Consider the following 16,617-nt stretch of genomic DNA (forward strand, 5'->3'; position numbering starts at 1 on the left):
GCCCCGGGGGGCGCTTTTTTCATGCTCGGGCCGTTCGTTTCAGTGGCCGCGGAACAGGTTCATGATGTCCTGCTTCTCCTGTTCGTCGACGTGCGGCACCGCTTCGTCGGTGCTCTGCACCGCCGGCGCCTGCGGCACGCCGACCGTCGACACGAAGCCGTGCCCCGGCGTGAAGTCGGTGAAGTACAACTCGCTGCCGAGCGCCTGGACGTCGTCCGGCATCGTCGGCTTGAACTCCGGCACGCCCTTCAGCGCCGCGCCCATGTAGTCGATCCAGACCGGCAGCGACAGGCCGCCGCCGGTTTCGCGATCGCCGAGGCTGCGCGGGTTGTCATAACCGATCCACGCGATCGCCGCGAGCGTGTGCTGGTAGCCGGCGAACCACGCGTCGTGCGAGTCGTTCGTCGTGCCGGTCTTGCCTGCGAGGTCGGTGCGCTTCAGCACGTTGGTGCGCGCGCCCGTGCCGCGCTGCGCGACGCTCTGCAGCAGGCTGTTCATCACGTACGCGTTGCGCGCGTCGATCGCGCGCGGCGCGTTCTGCTCGGCGATGAGCGGCTGCGCGCGGGCGACGATCGCGCCGTTCGGATCGGTCACTTCGGCGATCAGGTACGGATTCACGCGGAAGCCGCCGTTCGCGAACACCGAGTACGCGCCGGCCATCTGCAGCGGCGTGACCTGGCCCGCGCCGAGCGCCATCGGCAGGTAGGCCGGATGGCGGTCGGCGTCGAAGCCGAAGCGCGTGATGTACTGCTGCGCGTACTTCGTGCCGATGTGGTTCAGGATCCGGATCGACACGAGGTTGCGCGAGCGCTGCAACGCGGTGCGCATCGACATCGGGCCTTCGAAGCCGCCGCCGTAGTTCTTCGGTTCCCACGGCTGGCCGCCGGTTTCCGCGGCGCTGAAATACAGCGGGCCGTCGTTGATCACCGTGGCCGGCCCGAGGCCCTTGTCGAGCGACGCCGAGTAGATGAACGGCTTGAACGACGAACCCGGTTGCCGCCACGCCTGCGTGACGTGGTTGAACTTGTTCTTGTTGTAGTCGAAGCCGCCGACCAGCGAGCGGATCGCGCCGTCCTGCGGAACGATCGAGATGAACGCGCCTTCGACCTGCGGCAACTGCGTGATCGACCACTTCCCGGCGTCGTTCTTCACGACCCGGACGATCGCGCCCGGGCGGATGCGGCGGTTCGGCTGCGCGCCGGCCGACAGCGCGCCCGACGCGAAGCGCAGGTTGTCGCCTTCGATCGTCGCGCTGCTGCCGTCGATGAAGGCGATGGTGATCTGGCGCGGGGTGGCCGCGGTGACGACCGCTGCGATCAGCTCGCCGTTGTCGGGGTGTTCGAGCAGCGCATCGTCGATCGCCTGCTCGCGATCGTCGGCGCCGGCCGGCAATTCGATGAAGCCTTCCGGCCCGCGATAGCCGTGGCGGCGCTCGTAATCCATGATGCCCTTGCGCAGCGAGGTGTATGCAACCTGCTGGTCGGCGGAATCGATCGTCGTGACGACGTTGAAGCCGCGCGTGTAGGTTTCCTCGCGGTACTGCGCGTACATCATTTGTCGGACCATTTCCGCGACGTACTCGGCGTGCACGCTGAACTCGCGGCCCGCGCCCTTGACGACGAGCGGCTGCGCGACGGCTTGGTCGTACTGCTCGCGCGTGATGAAGTTCAGCTCGAGCATCCGCTGCAGGATGTATTCCTGGCGCACCTTCGCGCGCTTCGGATTGACGACCGGGTTGTACGCGGACGGCGCTTTCGGCAGCCCCGCGAGCATCGCCGCTTCGGCGAGCGTGATGTCTTTCAGGTCCTTGCCGAAATAGACCCGCGCGGCGCTCGCGAAGCCGTACGCTCGTTGGCCGAGATAGATCTGATTCATGTAGACCTCGAGAATCTGATCCTTCGTCAGCGCGCGCTCGATCCGGTAGGCCAGCAGCATCTCGTAGATCTTGCGCGTGAAGGTCTTTTCGCTCGACAGGAAGAAGTTGCGCGCGACCTGCATCGTGATCGTGCTCGCGCCCTGCGATGCATGGCCATTCGTCAGTGCGACGAAGCCGGCGCGGGCGATGCCGGTGAGGTCGACGCCGCCGTGATCGTAGAAGCGTGCGTCCTCGATCGCGAGGATCGCCTTCTTGAGCGAGTCGGGCACGTCCTTGAAATGGACGATGTCGCGGCGTTCCTCGCCGAATTCGCCGATCAGCACATGATCGGACGTATAGATGCGCAGCGGTACCTTCGGACGATAGTCGGTCAGCGCGTCGAGCGACGGCATGTTCGGCCACGCGACGACGAGCGCGTAGCCGAGCACGAGGCCGCCGGCCACGACGAGGGCCACGCACATCGCGGCGAGGCCGATCAGGACTTTCAGCCACCAGGACCGCTTCTTCGGCTCGGGCGCGGGAGGCGGGGACGTAGGAGACGTGGATTGCATAGGCGTACCGGAAAACAGTCCCGCGATTATAGCTGCCCGGTAAGACCGGTCCTGACGCGGGGGGCGGCGGCCGGAAACCGGCGGATCGCGGTGCCGCCAGCATAGTGTCCGCGAGGTCACCCCGTGCCACAACTGGCCGTCCGGCCGACTGTCGGGCACACGCGCCGCTTTGCAGAATCAGGCCTCGGAAACGCGGCGTGGGCCGCAATGATCGCGGGAGGCTGGGATGACAGGACGATGGGCGGCGCGGTTCGCGCCGGGCAGGCACCGTTCGACGGGCATCGACGTCGGGGCGGACGAGGTGAGGGTGGCCGTGTTGAGCCGGCGCGGGCGGGCCGTGGATGTGCGGGTCGAAGGGCTCGAGCGGGAGCCGGTCGGATTGCAGGACGGGCCGGAGGAGGCGCGCTGGGCCGCGGTCGCACGCGCGTTGGCGGCGGCCGTGTCGCGATTGTCGGCGGCGGGCGTGCGCTGCGACACGCGCGGCGTGATGGCGCTGCGCGACGACGAAATGCGGACTGCGACGCTCGACCTGGCCGGGCGCGACGACATCGCGGACGCCGCCCGGCAGGCCGCTGAACGGATCTCGGGGCTGGCGCCCGACAGCCTCGCGTTCGACTGGCGGCAGGACGACGGCGCGCGCCCGGGCGAGATTGAGGTCGCCGTGGCGCCGCAGGCATTGCTCGAACGGCGGATCGACGTGGCCGCGCAGGCCGGCGTCGACCTGACGGCCGTCGACGGCGAGTCGGCCGCCGCGCTGCGCGCGTTGCGCTATGCCGCGCAGTTCGAACCCGACGCCCACGGCCCGTACGCCGCATTCTGGTTCTGCGACACGGGCGTGCGCGGCTGGCGGGTCGACGGTGCGATCGCCGCGCCGGTGCTCGCGGTGTCCGGCGACGTGCAGGCGGCGTTCCCCGACGCATTGCGCCAGTGCGTGTTCGCGCCGGTGCGCTGCGTGCTCGTGGCCGGCGACGCGCGCAGCATCGCCCGCTGCGGTACGTCGGCCGCCGATATCGGCGATGCGCTGGGCGTGGCCGCGGTGCCGTTCGACTGCACCGGATGGGACGGGCTGCCGGGCGCGCCCGCCGGAACGCAGGGCGGTCCGGCGTTTGCCCTCGCGATCGGGCTGGCGCTGCGCGGGGTGTGGGAATGATGGCCGATATAGGGGGCGGGCGAACTGCCGCCGGCTATGCCGTGCTCGGCGGCTTCAATCTGCTGCCGTACCGTGAGCGGCTGGCGCAGGCGTTGCGGCGGCGCCGTGCCGCGCAGTGCGGGGCGGCGATCGTGCTCGGCGTGCTCGGGGCCTGCGTTTGGACGGGCGCGGCGACGGCGTGGCGATGGCGCGTGGATGCCGAGCGTACGCGTGTGGAGGCGCGGCTGCGGCAATTGCAGCCACGGATCGAGGCCGCGCGGCGCGCCGCCGGCGTGGCCGCCGACCTCGCGCGACGCGATGCACGGGCGGTCGTGCTTGCCGCGCCTTACCGGCGTGTCGCCGGGCTGCTCGCGACGCTGGCGCAGGTGCGCGGCGACACCGTCCGGCTCGACGCATTGCGCACGACTGCGTCCGGCGCCGTGCTCGACGCGCGCACGACGAGTTACCGGGCGGCCGCGCGGTGGCTCGCACGGATTGCGGCCGAGCAGCATGACTGGCGATTCGATGTCGGTGCGCTGACGCCGGCTTCGGCCACGCCGGTCACGGGTTCGGCCGTGCCGTTCCGGTTTTCCGTGCAGGTGCGTTGGCACGACGCGTCGCCGCGGCAGAAGGCAGCGGGAGGCGACGCATGACGGCGATCACGCATCGGTCCATGCCGGCCGGTGCCGGGCGGCGCGGCCGCGTGGCGCGGATGTCGCCGGCCGCGGCGCATGCCGTCGGCTGCGTGGCGGCGTTCGCGTGCGTGACGATGGGCAGCATTCATCTGATGGATGCTGTCGACGCGAGCGGACTCGCACGCAGTCGCGCGTTGCTGGCAACGGCACAAGTGCGTGCCGCCGACGCCCAGCGGCTGCTCGCGACCGCGCCACGGCGCGACCCGGACCCGGCTGCCGGGCACGCCTCCAGCGTGCGGCGTGCATCGGGGTGGCCCGCACTGATGCTCGAGCTGGCGGACCTGGCCGGCGCGAGCGGACTGCGGATCGTGTCGATCGAGCCGCGGCGCACTGACGAAGCGGCGCCGGATGGCCGGCGCACGGTGCGGATCGTCGCGGACGGCGGCTTTCCGGCGCTGCTGCAGCTGATGGGCGGGCTGGCGAGTTTTCCCGCGCTGGTGGTGCCGTCGAGGCTGCATATCGAGCGGAAACCGCCCGCGTTGCGGGTGGACATGACGATCGACGTGTTTCCGGCGCTGTCGGGGGCTCGTGTTCCCGATGGCACGGTGCGGCTGCTTGCCGGCGTGCCGAGCGACGATCCATTCGGCGGCGATGGCTTGCCCACGCGGGCCGACGATGCGACGCCGCGCCTGGCCGGCACGATTCGCGACGTACGCGCCGGGCTCGCGCTGTTCGACGCGGGCGATGGCGCATTCGCGACCGTTGCGCCGGGCGAAGCGTTCGGGACGTCACGCGTGGTGAGCGTCGATGCCGGTGCGGTGACGCTTGCGACAGCCGATGGCGCGCGCCGGTTCGTCATGGATGACGGAGGTCGCCCATGACGAAGTACGGATGGCGGGCGATCGCATTCTGGGTCGGATCGGGCGTGGCCGCGGCACACGCGGCGCTGCCGCCGTTGCCCTTGTTGCCGCCTTTGCCGCCGGCCGGCTGGCCGATCGCATCGATGCAGGCGCATGCCCAGGACACACCGCTGCCGCAGGGCGCGCTCAACAGTGCGGACGGCGCGGACGGTGCAGCGCCCGCGCATGACGGCCCGCCGCCGTTCGATCAGGCCGTGCGCGCGGCGCTTCAAGCGGACACAACCGCACCGGTGCCCCAGCTGGAAGGGCCGCCGATTCCATTGCCGCCGCCGACGCGCATGAGCGACGCCGCGGCGCGGCACCCCGGCGATGCGGATGACGCGCGGCGGATCTCGCTGAATCTGCAAGGCGCCGGGCTCGCTGCCGCGTTCGACGCGCTCGCGCGATTCACCGGGCTGAACATCATCGTCGGCGAGCAGGTGCGCGGCACCGTGACGTTACGTCTGAGCAATGTCCGCTGGCGCGATGCGTTCGACACGTTGCTCGACACGCACGGGCTGGCGATGTCCCGGCGCGGCAACGTGATCTGGGTCACGCCGGCGGCCGAACTCGCGGCGCGCGAGCGCGAGCGCTTCGAAACGCACGCACGCGCGGCCGAGCTGGAGCCGCTCGCGAGCCGGACCTTCGCGCTGCATTACCCGCGCGCGCAGGACGTGCAGCGGCTGCTGGCCGGAGCGACCGGCCAGCGCCTGCTGTCGAAACGCGGCGCCGCGGCGGCCGATCCGCGCACGAACCTGTTGTTCGTCACCGATCTGGCGCCGCGCATCGCGCAGATCGCGGGCTTGATCGACGCGATCGACCGGCCATCGCGGCAGGTCCGGATCGAGGCGCGCATCGTCGAAGGCGAGCAGGGCTTCTCGCGCAACCTCGGCGCACGCGTCGCGCTGCGCGCGCAGGGACGGGCGCCCGCGGCCGACGGCGCGGCATTCGCGACGGACACGCGCAACGCGCTCGACCTGGCCGCACGACCGCTCGGCGGCTTCGAGGCGGCGACGGCCGGCTTCACGTTGTTCGCCGCGCCGCTCAGCCGGGTGCTCGACGTCGAATTGAGCGCGCTCGAGGCGCAAGGGCGGGGCCAGATCGTTTCCAGCCCGCGCGTGGTGACGGCCGACCGCGTGAAGGCGATCGTCGAACAGGGCTCGGAGCTGCCGTACCAGGCCAAGGTCGGCAACGGCGTGAGCGGCGTGCAGTTCCGCCGCGCGACGCTGAAGCTCGAGGTCGAGCCGCAGATCACGCCCGACGGGCGCGTCGTGCTGGACCTGGACGTGACGAAGGACAGCATCGGCGAGCCGACGGCGGCCGGCCCGGCGATTCATACGAAGCACGTCCAGACACGCGTCGAGGTCGAGGACGGCGGAACGGTCGCAATCGGCGGGATTTACGAGCAGTTGAACCGGGACGATGTGACGCGGGTGCCGCTCTTGGGCAAAATACCGGTATTGGGCGCGCTTTTCCGGCACCGCGCGCGGCGCGACCAGCGCAGCGAACTGGTCGTCTTCATCACGCCGACGGTCGTCGTCGCGCGTTGCGAGACGGCCGGCGCGGGCGACGCCGATGCGGGAAAAACGGGGCCGGAAGCCGGTGGCGCAGGCTCGACAAGGCAGCCGCTTTGCCAGTAAGCTGCGGCACACACCAGCAAGATTCAAGCAGAGGAAGCCGTTGCAAGCGCGGGACCCACACGCAAACGTATTTTTCGTCGGCCTTATGGGAGCGGGTAAGACCACCGTGGGCCGTGCGGTCGCGCGCCGGCTCGACAGGACGTTCTTCGACTCCGACCACGAAATCGAGGCCCGCACGGGTGCGCGCATTCCGGTGATCTTCGAGATGGAGGGCGAGGCCGGGTTTCGCGACCGCGAATCGCAGGTGATCGCCGATCTCACGCAGCGCGAGAACATCGTGCTCGCGACGGGCGGCGGCGCGGTGCTGCGGCCCGAGAATCGCGATTGCCTGAAAGGCAGCGGCATCGTCATCTATCTGCGCGCCAATCCGCACGATCTGTGGCTGCGCACACGCAAGGACAAGAACCGCCCGCTGTTGCAGACCGGCGATCCGAAGGCGCGTCTCGAAGCGCTCTACGAAGTGCGCGACCCGCTGTACCGCGAATGCGCGGACTTCATCATCGAGACCGGCCGCCCGTCGGTCAACGGCCTCGTCAACATGGTGCTGATGCAACTCGAACTGGCAGGCGTCATCGCCAAGCCGCTACAAGCATGATTACTGTCAACGTCGATCTGGGCGACCGCGCCTACCCGATTCACATTGGTGCCGGCCTGATCGGCCGCACCGAGCTGTTCGCTCCTCACATCACCGGTTCGTCGGTCACGATCGTCACGAACACGACGGTCGATCCGCTCTACGGCGACGTGCTGCGCGCGGCGCTTGCGCCGCTCGGCAAGCGCGTGTCGACGGTCGTGCTGCCGGACGGCGAGGCCTACAAGAACTGGGAAACGCTGAACCTGATCTTCGACGGCCTGCTGACCGAGCGCGCCGACCGCAAGACGACGCTCGTCGCACTGGGCGGCGGCGTGATCGGCGACATGACCGGCTTCGCCGCCGCGTGCTACATGCGCGGCGTGCCGTTCATCCAGGTGCCGACGACGCTGCTGTCGCAGGTCGATTCGTCGGTCGGCGGCAAGACGGGCATCAACCACCCGCTCGGCAAGAACATGATCGGCGCGTTCTACCAGCCGCAGGCCGTGATCGCCGATATCGGCGCGCTGACCACGCTGCCCGATCGCGAACTGGCGGCCGGTGTCGCCGAAGTCATCAAGACGGGCGCGATCGCCGATGCGGAGTTCTTCGACTGGATCGAGGCGAACGTCGAGGCGCTGAACCGCCGCGAGCCGGCCGCGCTCGCGCATGCGGTGAAGCGCTCGTGCGAGATCAAGGCGAGCGTGGTCGCAGCCGACGAGCGCGAAGGCGGGCTGCGCGCGATCCTGAATTTCGGCCATACGTTCGGCCATGCGATCGAGGCCGGGCTCGGCTATGGCGAGTGGCTGCACGGCGAAGCGGTCGGCTGCGGGATGGTGATGGCGGGCGACCTGTCGGTGCGGCTCGGCCTGCTCGACGAAGCGTCGCGGCAGCGGCTGGACGCGGTGATTGCCGCCGCACATTTGCCGGTGCGCGGGCCGGCACTCGGCGATGCGCGCTACATGGACCTGATGCGCGTCGACAAGAAGGCCGAAGCCGGTGCGATCAAGTTCATCCTGCTGAAGCGATTCGGCGATACGCTGATCACCCAGGCGCCCGACGAAGCCGTGTTCGCTACCCTGGCGCAGACGACCCGGTAACGGCCCCGGATGCCCCGGCGCCCCTGACATGGAGGAGACGTGAGCGAGACATCCAGCAGCAAACCGACCCGAGCCGGCCGCGCATCCGTCGCGACGCTGGCCGAGCCGCCGACGCTGGCGGCGCTGGAAGCCCATCTCGCTCCGTATGCCGCCCACGCGTCGCAGTCGCGCGGCCGCCGCCATCAGGAAACGCCGCCGGCGGCGCGCACCGAATTCCAGCGCGACCGCGACCGCATCGTTCATTCGACCGCGTTCCGCCGGCTCGAATACAAGACGCAGGTCTTCGTCAATCACGAAGGCGACCTGTTTCGCACCCGCCTCACACACAGCCTCGAAGTCGCGCAGATCGCGCGTTCGGTCGCGCGCAACCTGCGGCTCAACGAGGATCTCGTCGAAGCGATCTCGCTCGCGCACGATCTCGGTCATACGCCGTTCGGCCATGCCGGGCAGGACGCGCTGAATGCGTGCATGCGCGAGCACGGCGGCTTCGAGCACAACCTGCAGAGCCTGGCGGTGGTCGACGAGCTCGAGGAGCACTACGGCGCGTTCAACGGCCTGAACCTGTGCTTCGAGACGCGCGAAGGCATCCTCAAGCACTGCTCGCGCGAGAACGCGCGCAAGCTCGGCGCGCTCGGTGAGCGTTTCCTGCAAGGCCGCCAGCCGTCGCTGGAAGCGCAGCTCGCGAACATTGCGGACGAAATTGCGTACAACAACCATGACGTCGACGACGGCCTGCGCTCTGGCCTGATCACGATCGAGCAGCTCGCCGAGGTCGAGCTGTGGCAGCGCCACTACGACGCGGCGCTCGCCGAATTCCCGCATCTCGAAGGCCGCCGCCTCGTGCACGAGACGGTGCGCCGCATCATCAACACGCTGATCGTCGACCTGATCGACGAGACCACGCGCAATCTCATGCGCGTCGCGCCCGCGTCGCTCGACGACGTGCGCGCCGCGCCGCCGCTCGTCGCGCACAGCGAGCCGATCGCCGCGCAGGCGGCCGCCCTCAAGCGTTTCCTGTTCAAGAACCTGTATCGCCACTACAAGGTGATGCGCATGGCGAACAAGGCGCAGCGCGTCGTCACAGGGCTGTTCGACGCGTTCATCGACGATCCGCGCCTGCTGCCGCCGCCGTACCAGTCGGACGATGCAGCGCAGCAGCCGCGCCTCGTCGCGCACTACATCGCCGGCATGACCGACCGCTTCGCGCTGAAGGAATACCAGCGCCTGTTCGTCATCAACGACAACTGACTGTCACAAACGATCACTAGACTTCGCCGGTTCAGTGGCGACGGGAATGTTGCACACGCTGTTGGTAACGTTTTCACAGGAGAGAGATCGATGAAGAAGAAACCCGCGGGGACAGTGATTCGCTCGATCGCGCTGGGCGGCGCGCTCATGTTCGGTGTGCAGCATGCGGCGTTCGCCGTGACGGAGATCCAGTTCTGGCATGCGATGGAGTCGGCGCTCGGTGAGCGCGTCAACGAGCTCGCCACGCAGTTCAACGCATCGCAGAGCGACTACAAGATCGTGCCGGTCTTCAAGGGCACGTACGACCAGGCACTCGCGGCGGGCATCGCCGCCTATCGCAGCGGCAACGCGCCGGCGATCCTCCAGGTCTATGAAGTCGGCACCGCGACGATGATGCAGGCGAAGAAGGCCGTCGTGCCGGTCCACGACGTGTTCAAGCAGGCCGGCGTGCCGCTCGACGAAAAGGCGTTCGTACCGACCATCGCGAGCTACTACAGCGATGCGAAGACGGGCCATCTCGTGTCGATGCCGTTCAACAGCTCGACGCCGGTGCTGTACTACAACAAGGACGCGTTCAAGAAGGCCGGGCTCGACCCGAACCAGTCGCCGAAGACGTGGGCCGACGTGCAGGCCGCCGCCGAAAAGCTGCGCAAATCCGGGATGACATGCGGCTTCACGACCGGCTGGCAGGGCTGGATCCAGCTCGAGAACTACAGCGCGTGGCATGCGCTGCCGTTCGCGAGCCGCAACAACGGCTTCGACGGCGCCGACGCGGCGCTCGAATTCAACAAGCCGCAGCAGGTCGCGCACATCGCGTTCCTGCAACAGATGCAGAAGGACGGCACGTTCACGTACGCGGGCCGCAAGGACGAGGCATCGGCGAAGTTCTACAGCGGCGACTGCGGGATCCTGACGACGTCGTCGGGCGCGCTCGCGAACGTGCAGAAGTTCGCGAAGTTCAGCTATGGCACCGGCATGATGCCGTACGACGCGAACGTGAAGGGCGCGCCGCAGAACGCGATCATCGGCGGCGCGAGCCTGTGGGTGCTGGCCGGCAAGGATCCGGCGACCTACAAGGGCGTCGCGAAATTCCTCGCGTTCCTGGCCTCGCCGCCGATCGCCGCGAAGTGGCACCAGGAAACCGGCTACCTGCCGGTCACGACGGCTGCGTACGACCTCACGCGCCAGCAGGGCTTCTATGCGAAGAACCCGAGCGCGGAAACCGCGATCAAGCAGATGATGAACAAGCCGCCGCTGCCGTATACGAAGGGGCTGCGCCTCGGCAACATGCCGCAGATCCGCACGGTCGTCGACGAAGAGCTGGAGCAGGTCTGGGCGGAGAAGAAGTCGCCGAAGGAGGCGCTCGATGCGGCGGCGTCGCGCGGCGACGAGCTGCTGCGCCGCTTCGAGAAGTCGGGCGGCTGAGCCCGCATCGCGTTCGTGCCGCCGGCCGTCGCATCGCGCATGCGCGCGTGCGGGCCGGCGGCACGGTTCCCTTTCCGTTTCGCCTCCGGACACCCGCGATGCAATCCCGTTCCCGTTTCGGCGCGAGCCTGGTGCCGTACCTGCTGATCGCGCCGCAGCTCGCGATCACCGCCGTGTTCTTCCTGTGGCCGGCCGGCGTCGCGCTGTGGCAGTCGACGCAGATGCAGGACGCGTTCGGCACGTCGAGTGAATTCGTCGGTTTCGCGAACTTCACGCACCTGTTCGCCGACCCGCTGTACCTCGACTCGTTCCGCACGACGCTGGTGTTCAGCTCGCTCGTCACGGTCGGCGGGCTCGTCGTGTCGCTGCTGCTCGCCGCCTGCGCCGACCGCGTGATCCGCGGCGCGCGCGTATACCGCACGCTGCTGATCTGGCCGTATGCGGTCGCGCCGACGATCGCGGCCGTGCTGTGGGCGTTCCTGTTCAACCCGAGCATCGGCCTCGTCACCTATGCGCTCGCGAAGGGCGGCATCGTGTGGAATCACGCGCTGAACGGCGGCCAGGCGATGTTCCTCGTCGTGCTAGCGTCGGTATGGAAGCAGGTGAGCTACAACTTCCTGTTCTTCTACGCAGGGCTGCAGGCGATTCCGCGCTCGCTGATCGAGGCGGCGGCGATCGACGGTGCCGGGCCGGTGCGGCGTTTCTTCCACATCGTGCTGCCGCTGCTGTCGCCGACGAGCTTCTTCCTGCTGGTCGTGAACCTCGTCTACGCGTTCTTCGACACCTTCCCGGTGATCGACGCGGCCACCGCGGGCGGCCCCGCGCAGAGCACGAAGACGCTGATCTACAAGATCTTCACCGAAGGCTTCCAGGGGCTCGACATCGGCAGCTCGGGCGCGCAATCGGTCGTGCTGATGATCATCGTCGTCGGCCTGACGGTGATCCAGTTCCGCTTCGTCGAACGCAGGGTGCAATACGCATGATCGAAAATCGCAAGGGCTTCGACCTGTTCTGCCACGCGGTGCTGATCGCGGGCGTCGTGCTGATCGTGTTCCCGGTGTACGTCGCGTTCTGCGCGGCGACCATGAACGCGCAGGAAGTGTTCACGATCCCGCTGTCGCTGGTGCCGAGCACGCACCTGCTGGAGAACGTCGCCTATATCTGGGGGCACGGCAGCGGCGGCACGACGGCGCCGTTCGGCCGGCTGCTCGTCAACAGCTTCGTGATGGCGCTCGGAATCGCGGTCGGCAAGATCGCGGTGTCGATCCTGTCCGCGTACGCGATCGTCTACTTCCGCTTCCCGTTCCGCAACACGGCGTTCTGGCTGATTTTCATCACGCTGATGCTGCCGGTCGAGGTGCGGATCTTCCCGACCGTGCAGGTCGTGTCGACGCTCCACATGACGAACACCTACGCGGGGCTCTCGCTGCCGCTGATCGCATCGGCGACCGCGACGTTCCTGTTCCGCCAGTTCTTCATGACGCTGCCCGACGAGCTGATGGATGCCGCGCGCATCGACGGCGCTGGGCCGCTGCGCTTCTTCCGGGACGTCGTGCTGCCGCTGTCGAAGACGAGCATCGCGGCGCTGTTCGTGATCACGTTCATCTACGGCTGGAACCAGTATCTGTGGCCGATCCTGATCACGACGGAGGCGTCGCTGTCGACGGCGGTGGTGGGCATCAAGACGATGATCGCGAGCGGCGACGCCGCGACCGAATGGCAATACGTAATGGCGGCGACGCTGCTGGCGATGATTCCGCCGCTCGTCGTCGTGCTGGCGATGCAGCGCTGGTTCGTGCGCGGCCTCGTCGATTCCGAGAAATAACCACGGACGGCAACCGGGAGAAGGACCAAGTATGGCTGCGCTGAGCTTGAAGGGCGTCAGGAAATCCTACGACGGCAAGCAGCACGTGCTGCATGGCATCGACGTGGAGATCGCCGACGGCGAATTCATCGTGCTGGTCGGCCCGTCGGGCTGCGGCAAGTCGACGCTGCTGCGGATGATCGCGGGGCTCGAGTCCGTGACGGACGGCGAGATCGCGATCGGCGAGCGCGTCGTCAACGCGCTGGAGCCGAAGGATCGCGACATCGCGATGGTGTTCCAGAACTACGCGCTGTATCCGCACATGACGGTCGCGCAGAACATGGGCTACGGGCTGAAGATCCGCGGCATCGAGCGCGCGACGATCGACGCGCGGGTGGCTGCCGCCGCGAAGATCCTCGAGCTCGAGCCGCTGCTCGCGCGGCGGCCGCGCGAACTGTCGGGCGGCCAGCGGCAGCGCGTCGCGATGGGGCGCGCGATCGTGCGCGAGCCGTCGGTGTTCCTGTTCGACGAGCCGCTGTCGAACCTCGACGCGAAGCTGCGCGTGCAGATGCGGCTGGAGATCCAGCGGCTGCATGCGCGACTCGCGACCACGAGCGTGTACGTGACGCACGACCAGATCGAGGCGATGACGCTCGCGCAGCGCGTGATCGTGATGAACCGCGGCTATGCGGAGCAGATCGGCGCGCCGGTCGACGTGTACGAGAAGCCGGCGACGGTGTTCGTCGCGGGCTTCATCGGCTCGCCGGCGATGAACCTGATGCACGGCCGGCTGTCGGAGGATGGCGCGACGTTTACGGTCGCGGGCGGCGGCCCGGCGCTGCCGGTCGCCGGCGCGCCCGGCATCGGCACCGCGATCGCCACCGGGCGCGACTGGGTGCTCGGCGTGCGGCCGGAGCACATGACGCCGCAGCCGGGCGTCGCGCAGGCGACGCTGCCGGTCGACTCTTGCGAGCTGCTCGGCGCGGACAACCTCGCGCACGGCCGCTGGGGCAATCACGACGTCGCGGTGCGGCTGCCGCACGCGGATCGTCCCGCGCGCGGCACGGCGCTGGGTGCCGCGCTGCCCGCGCACCGGCTGCATTTCTTCGATCCCGAGACCGGCAAGCGGGCCGGCTGAACCTGACGAACCCGTTGCGAGGCTCATGATGACTTCCCGTACCGACTGGCCCTATCCGCGCGTCGTCGCCCATCGCGGCGGCGGCACGCTCGCACCGGAGAACACGCTCGCCGCGTTCGACGAGGGCGCGCGGCGCGGTCACCGGATGGTCGAGTTCGACGCGAAGCTGTCCGCCGACGACGTGACGTTCCTCCTGCACGACGACACGGTCGACCGCACGTCGAACGGCCGCGGCCCGGCGGCGGGCATGCGTTATGCGGCGCTGGCCGCGCTCGACGCCGGTGCCTGGTTCGACGCGCGTTTCGCGGGCGAGCGGATGCCGACGCTCGAGGCGGCGGCGGCGCGCTGCGTCGCGCACGGGCTGGCGGCGAACGTCGAGATCAAACCGTGCCCGGGCCGCGAGCGCGACACGGGGCAGCGGGTCGCAGCGGATGCGGCCGCGTACTGGCATGGCGCGGTGGTGCCGCCGCTCTTGTCGTCGTTCTCGTTCGAGGCGCTGCAACAGGCGCGTGCGAGCGCACCAGCGCTGCCGCGCGGGATGCTGTACGAGGCGGTACCGGATGACTGGCACGCACAGGTCGTCGGCGCGCTCGGCTGCGCATCGTTGCATGCAAACCACAAGGAGCTCGACGAACCGCTTGTGCGCGCGATCAAGGCGGCCGGGCTGCGGATCCTGGTGTACACGGTCAACGACCTCGCCCGGGCGCGCGAACTCGCACGCTGGGGCGTCGATGCGGTCTGCACGGACCGGATCGACCTGATCGCTCCCGATGCGCTGGACGACATCGCGTAGCGACCGGTCCGGCGCGATGCTGGGCGCGGGAAAACCCTGAGACAAAAAAACGACGCCCCGGCGGGTTTCCGCCGGGGCGTTTTCCATCGCGGAGACGTTACGTCACGAAAAATCGGCTACAAATTGCAGCAGGATTAACCATTCCCCAAATATTCGACTACGCTTAGAAGCGGTAGCCGATGTTCAGGTACGTGACGATCGGATTGAGCGAGATCTTCGCTTTCGACGTTTCGGTCAGGGTGCCGACCGGCGTCCGGCGGGCCGTCGTGAAGGTCGCGGTCACGCTGATCGGGATGTACGAGATCGACAGGCCGCCGAACCAGTGTTTCGTGAAGTTGTACGTGAAGCCGGCGTTGAACACGGGCGCCCACTGGTTGCTGGTCGTCGCGCTGGTCGGGCCGCCGAGCACGCCGTTCTCGAAGCTGCTGTTCGTGATCTTTGCGCCGGTGAACCAGGTATATGTCGCGCCGACGCCGACATACGGACGGAACTTCGCGTTGGCGTCGTTGAAGTGGTAGCGCAGCAATACGGCGGGGCTCCACTGGTACGCACGGCCGAGTACGCCGAAGTTTTCGAACCGACCCTTGCCGGTAATGTCGAACTTCGGCGGTATCCCCATCACGAGCTCGGTGGAGATATGGTCGGTGACGAAGTAGCCCGCTGCGAGCCCGAGCGTATCGGCGTCGTTGATGCCGGCGCCGGTGTTGGGAATCGATTGGTTGATGGGCGTGCCGCCGACGCCGTACACGAACAGCGGGTCGCTGCTGTCCTGCGGCGAAAAGTGCAGCCAGCCGGTGCTGACGTAGAAATCACCTGCGGATTGTGCGTGTGCCGTACCGCCCGCAAATGCGAGCGCTACGGCCCCCGTAATGGCCAGTTTTCGTTTCATTGTGTCTCCTCCGATCAAAGGCGTGCTCATTATGACGACTGCGTTTAAAACCAAACAAGCTCGCAAGTTAGAGCTTTTTCCCTAGGATTCGCACGACCGTACGCTTCCGCGCCCCGCCAGGACAGGCATTCTACGCAGGTGCGCATTTTCGGACCTTCGGGTATTTCCTAACGCGTTCAAACGGACATTCAGCATGGCACGGTTAGCACGACTCTACGTTCCCGACCAGCCGCAGCACGTGATACTGCGCGGCCTGGATCAGCAACCCGCGTTTGTCGACGACCAGGACTACGAACTCTTCATCGATTGTCTGAAGGCCGCGGCACGCGATCACCATCTTTCGGTGCACGCCTATGTGCTGCTGCCGCGTCAGGTGCAGCTCCTCGTGACGCCGAGCGACGAGGCGAGCCTGCCGAAGGCGATGCAGGCGGTCGGCCGCCGCTACGTCGCGCATTTCAACCGGCGTTATTCGCGGCGCGGCACCCTGTGGGAAGGCCGCTATCGCGCGACCGTGATCGAAGGCGAGCGCTATTTCCTGCTCGCGAGCCGCGTGGTCGAGATGAGCCCGGTGCGCGCGCAGCTGGTCGCGACGGCCGACGCCTACCGCTGGTCGAGCTTCCGGCACCACGTCGGGCTCACCGTCGACAGCCTGATCACCGACCATCCGCTCTACTGGGCGCTCGGCAACACGCCGTTCGACCGGCAGCGCGCGTACAAGGAGCTGTGCGAACAGCCGCTCGACGAGCGGCAGGCCGATCAGCTCCAGCAGGCGACGCTGAAGGGCTGGGTGCTCGGCGGCGAGAACTACCGCGAGTGGGCGGCGCGCACGGCGAACCGCCGCGTGTCGCCGCTGCCGCGCGGACGCCCCAGAAAGGTGCGTGAAAACACGCCGCCGATCCAGCAGTAACGCGGGAAAGGC

The 16,617-nt window shown here is 68.2% G+C and carries 15 protein-coding genes; 13 read left to right on the plus strand and 2 right to left on the minus strand.

Features of this window, described 5'->3' with window-relative positions:
* Window positions 1-39 precede the first annotated feature (39 nt).
* A complete protein-coding gene (locus tag U4Y91_RS27585) occupies window positions 40-2,427 on the minus strand; it encodes a penicillin-binding protein 1A (protein WP_321807751.1) in 2,388 nt (795 codons plus the stop codon).
* Between the two features lie 226 nt (window positions 2,428-2,653).
* Here U4Y91_RS27585 and U4Y91_RS27590 point away from each other — a divergent pair, with 226 nt between their 5' ends.
* The 12 genes from U4Y91_RS27590 (at window position 2,654) to ugpQ (ending at window position 14,809) form a co-directional block, all read left to right on the plus strand.
* Window positions 2,654-3,577 (plus strand): competence protein ComA, encoded by a 924-nt coding sequence (locus tag U4Y91_RS27590; protein ID WP_321807752.1) that lies wholly within the window; start codon window positions 2,654-2,656, stop codon window positions 3,575-3,577.
* Window positions 3,574-4,209, plus strand: coding sequence for a fimbrial protein (locus U4Y91_RS27595; protein WP_321807753.1), 636 nt, complete (start codon window positions 3,574-3,576; stop codon window positions 4,207-4,209). Before U4Y91_RS27590 ends, U4Y91_RS27595 begins: the two co-directional genes overlap by 4 nt.
* Window positions 4,206-5,072, plus strand: a complete 867-nt coding sequence (locus tag U4Y91_RS27600) for a pilus assembly protein (RefSeq protein ID WP_321807754.1) — start codon at window positions 4,206-4,208, stop codon at window positions 5,070-5,072. Before U4Y91_RS27595 ends, U4Y91_RS27600 begins: the two co-directional genes overlap by 4 nt.
* Window positions 5,069-6,730 carry a type IV pilus secretin PilQ gene (locus U4Y91_RS27605; RefSeq protein ID WP_321807755.1) on the plus strand — a complete coding sequence of 554 codons (1,662 nt, stop codon included), beginning with the start codon at window positions 5,069-5,071 and terminating at the stop codon, window positions 6,728-6,730. The genes U4Y91_RS27600 and U4Y91_RS27605 overlap by 4 nt, the downstream gene beginning before the upstream one ends.
* Before the next feature lie 40 nt (window positions 6,731-6,770).
* Window positions 6,771-7,325, plus strand: coding sequence for a shikimate kinase (locus U4Y91_RS27610; protein ID WP_321807866.1), 555 nt, complete (start codon window positions 6,771-6,773; stop codon window positions 7,323-7,325).
* Window positions 7,322-8,401 (plus strand): 3-dehydroquinate synthase, encoded by a 1,080-nt coding sequence (gene aroB, locus U4Y91_RS27615; protein ID WP_321807756.1) that lies wholly within the window; start codon window positions 7,322-7,324, stop codon window positions 8,399-8,401. The genes U4Y91_RS27610 and aroB overlap by 4 nt, the downstream gene beginning before the upstream one ends.
* A 39-nt stretch (window positions 8,402-8,440) precedes the next feature.
* Window positions 8,441-9,649: a deoxyguanosinetriphosphate triphosphohydrolase gene (locus tag U4Y91_RS27620; RefSeq protein ID WP_321807757.1), complete on the plus strand. Its 1,209-nt coding sequence runs from the start codon at window positions 8,441-8,443 to the stop codon at window positions 9,647-9,649.
* 90 nt (window positions 9,650-9,739) lie between these two features.
* Window positions 9,740-11,074, plus strand: a complete 1,335-nt coding sequence (gene ugpB / locus U4Y91_RS27625; protein WP_321807758.1) for a sn-glycerol-3-phosphate ABC transporter substrate-binding protein UgpB — start codon at window positions 9,740-9,742, stop codon at window positions 11,072-11,074.
* 98 nt (window positions 11,075-11,172) lie between these two features.
* On the plus strand, window positions 11,173-12,057 hold the full coding sequence (gene ugpA, locus U4Y91_RS27630) for a sn-glycerol-3-phosphate ABC transporter permease UgpA (RefSeq protein WP_321807759.1): 885 nt from the start codon (window positions 11,173-11,175) through the stop codon (window positions 12,055-12,057).
* Entirely contained in the window at window positions 12,054-12,899 is an 846-nt protein-coding gene (gene ugpE / locus U4Y91_RS27635; protein WP_321807760.1) for a sn-glycerol-3-phosphate ABC transporter permease UgpE, read from the plus strand. Before ugpA ends, ugpE begins: the two co-directional genes overlap by 4 nt.
* Before the next feature lie 31 nt (window positions 12,900-12,930).
* A complete protein-coding gene (locus tag U4Y91_RS27640) occupies window positions 12,931-14,016 on the plus strand; it encodes a sn-glycerol-3-phosphate import ATP-binding protein UgpC (protein ID WP_321807761.1) in 1,086 nt (361 codons plus the stop codon).
* Window positions 14,017-14,044: 28 nt separating this feature from the next.
* The gene (gene ugpQ, locus U4Y91_RS27645; RefSeq protein WP_321807867.1) at window positions 14,045-14,809 is read left to right on the plus strand and encodes a glycerophosphodiester phosphodiesterase; all 765 of its coding nucleotides are present in this window, start codon (window positions 14,045-14,047) and stop codon (window positions 14,807-14,809) included.
* Between the two features lie 163 nt (window positions 14,810-14,972).
* On the opposite strand, the gene U4Y91_RS27650 is transcribed toward ugpQ, so the two are convergent.
* On the minus strand, window positions 14,973-15,698 hold the full coding sequence (locus U4Y91_RS27650; RefSeq protein ID WP_044845975.1) for an OmpW/AlkL family protein: 726 nt from the start codon (window positions 15,696-15,698) through the stop codon (window positions 14,973-14,975).
* 193 nt (window positions 15,699-15,891) lie between these two features.
* Here U4Y91_RS27650 and U4Y91_RS27655 point away from each other — a divergent pair, with 193 nt between their 5' ends.
* Entirely contained in the window at window positions 15,892-16,605 is a 714-nt protein-coding gene (locus U4Y91_RS27655) for a transposase (protein WP_321807762.1), read from the plus strand.
* The last annotated feature ends 12 nt before the right edge of the window (window positions 16,606-16,617 follow it).

Origin of the sequence: Burkholderia sp. BCC1993, from assembly GCF_905339865.1 — a bacterium.
Taxonomy (GTDB): domain Bacteria; phylum Pseudomonadota; class Gammaproteobacteria; order Burkholderiales; family Burkholderiaceae; genus Burkholderia.

Coding starts and splice junctions, on each gene's coding strand:
- ugpA (WP_321807759.1), top strand. CDS start 11,173: ATGCAATCCCGTTCCCGTTTCGGCGCGAGCCTGGTGCCGTACCTGCTG.
- ugpB (WP_321807758.1), top strand. CDS start 9,740: ATGAAGAAGAAACCCGCGGGGACAGTGATTCGCTCGATCGCGCTGGGC.
- U4Y91_RS27655 (WP_321807762.1), top strand. CDS start 15,892: ATGGCACGGTTAGCACGACTCTACGTTCCCGACCAGCCGCAGCACGTG.
- U4Y91_RS27585 (WP_321807751.1), bottom strand. CDS start 2,427: ATGCAATCCACGTCTCCTACGTCCCCGCCTCCCGCGCCCGAGCCGAAG.
- U4Y91_RS27600 (WP_321807754.1), top strand. CDS start 4,206: ATGACGGCGATCACGCATCGGTCCATGCCGGCCGGTGCCGGGCGGCGC.
- U4Y91_RS27590 (WP_321807752.1), top strand. CDS start 2,654: ATGACAGGACGATGGGCGGCGCGGTTCGCGCCGGGCAGGCACCGTTCG.
- aroB (WP_321807756.1), top strand. CDS start 7,322: ATGATTACTGTCAACGTCGATCTGGGCGACCGCGCCTACCCGATTCAC.
- U4Y91_RS27640 (WP_321807761.1), top strand. CDS start 12,931: ATGGCTGCGCTGAGCTTGAAGGGCGTCAGGAAATCCTACGACGGCAAG.
- U4Y91_RS27650 (WP_044845975.1), bottom strand. CDS start 15,698: ATGAAACGAAAACTGGCCATTACGGGGGCCGTAGCGCTCGCATTTGCG.
- ugpQ (WP_321807867.1), top strand. CDS start 14,045: ATGACTTCCCGTACCGACTGGCCCTATCCGCGCGTCGTCGCCCATCGC.
- U4Y91_RS27605 (WP_321807755.1), top strand. CDS start 5,069: ATGACGAAGTACGGATGGCGGGCGATCGCATTCTGGGTCGGATCGGGC.
- ugpE (WP_321807760.1), top strand. CDS start 12,054: ATGATCGAAAATCGCAAGGGCTTCGACCTGTTCTGCCACGCGGTGCTG.
- U4Y91_RS27595 (WP_321807753.1), top strand. CDS start 3,574: ATGATGGCCGATATAGGGGGCGGGCGAACTGCCGCCGGCTATGCCGTG.